This is a genomic window from Methylobacterium sp. WL103, assembly GCF_008039885.1.
Lineage (GTDB): Bacteria > Pseudomonadota > Alphaproteobacteria > Rhizobiales > Beijerinckiaceae > Methylobacterium > Methylobacterium cerastii.
The window spans coordinates 1-1,298 of record NZ_VRUX01000886.1 but is presented as its reverse complement, the minus strand read 5'-3'; the positions used below and the strand labels follow the sequence as shown (position 1 = coordinate 1,298).

General features: G+C 73.5%; 1 protein-coding gene and 1 pseudogene. Both read right to left on the bottom strand.

Going from position 1 to position 1,298, the window contains the following annotated elements; genetic code table 11:
* Positions 1-209, bottom strand: a pseudogene (locus tag FV222_RS26420) (hypothetical protein); the annotation flags it as partial.
* Positions 210-369: 160 nt separating this feature from the next.
* Positions 370-1,298: ATP-binding protein (locus tag FV222_RS26415; protein ID WP_147816082.1), on the bottom strand; the 929-nt coding region annotated here is incomplete at its 5' end.

Here is a 1,298-nt window from a genome sequence, read left to right as displayed (position 1 = left end):
GGCGTGGGCTGCGTCTGCGTGCGCTGCATCGGCGCGGCGGTCGGCGCCGTCGTGGTGGCCGACGGCGCGTTGAAGGTGCGCGAGCCGCGCGACCCCATGCTGCCGCCGCCGCCCGGACGGGCTTCGACGGCGGGCGCTGCGACCGTCAACGCGGCGGCCAGCGCCAGAAAGGTCGCCGCACGCTTGCGGCGCGTGGTGGAGGTGAGCATCGATCGGCCCCTGGTCATCTCGAAACGTCCCGGACGTCGTCGGACGCCTCGGCGTCGTCGAACGTCTTGGCGCGAACGCCGACGCATAAGATGGTGACGCCGGGCGGCGTGTTTTAGTCCGTCGCCTCGCGATGTTTTTCGCGTCACCCTTGACGATTCGTCAGCGCAGGGGGGCCGCAGGCCGCTCGGGCGCCGCCGGGAAGACCAGACGCACCTGCGTGCCCTCCCCCGGCCGGCTGTCGAGGGCGATGATGCCGTTCTGCCGCTTCATCAGCCCGTGCACGATGGCGAGCCCGGCCCCGCGCCCGGCCTCGCGGCTGGTGGCGAAGGGCGCGAGCGCCCGGGCCAGCATCTCCGGCGACATGCCGGCGCCGGTATCCGTGATGCGGATGCCGACGGCGCCGTCCTCCGGCCGCTGCACCGAGCGGTCGCCCGGCGCGATGCGGAAACTCTCGATCCGGATGGTGCCGCCGTCCGGCATCGCCTCGCACGCGTTGGTGACCACGTGGCCGAGTGCCAGCTCGACCTGCAGCGGGTTGCTGATCGCCCGCGGCAGGCCGGGCGTGCCGGCAAGCTCCAAGCGCACCCCCACGGGCAGGCCGGGCCGCAGGCGCTCCACGGTGGCGGCCACGAGCGCGTCGAGGTCGATCGGGCGCACGTCGGGGGCGATCTTGCGCGAATAGGCCAGCAGCTGGCGCGTGAGCACGGCGGCGCGTTCGGTCGCGTCGGTGGAGCGGCTCATCGCCCGCTGGATGAACGGCTCCTGGCTGTCGCCGAGCCGGCGCTTCAGCCCGTCGATGTAGCCGATTAGGATCTGGAGGAAGTTGTTGAACTCGTGCGCGACGCTGTTGGTGAGCAACCCCAGGGCCTCGCGTTGGCGCGAGAGCACGAGGGCGCTCTCGGCGTCGCGCCGCCGGGTCACGTCGAAGACCTGGCCCAGCCGATAGGGGCTGCCAGAGACCGGGCGCAGCGTCACGCGCGCCCAGAAGGTGGTGCCGTCGCCCCGCGCCGCCAGGAACTCGGCGCCGTCGTCTAGGGCGCGCCGGTCGGCCGCCAGCAGCCGGACGTTGCGCCCGACCAGGGCCGCGG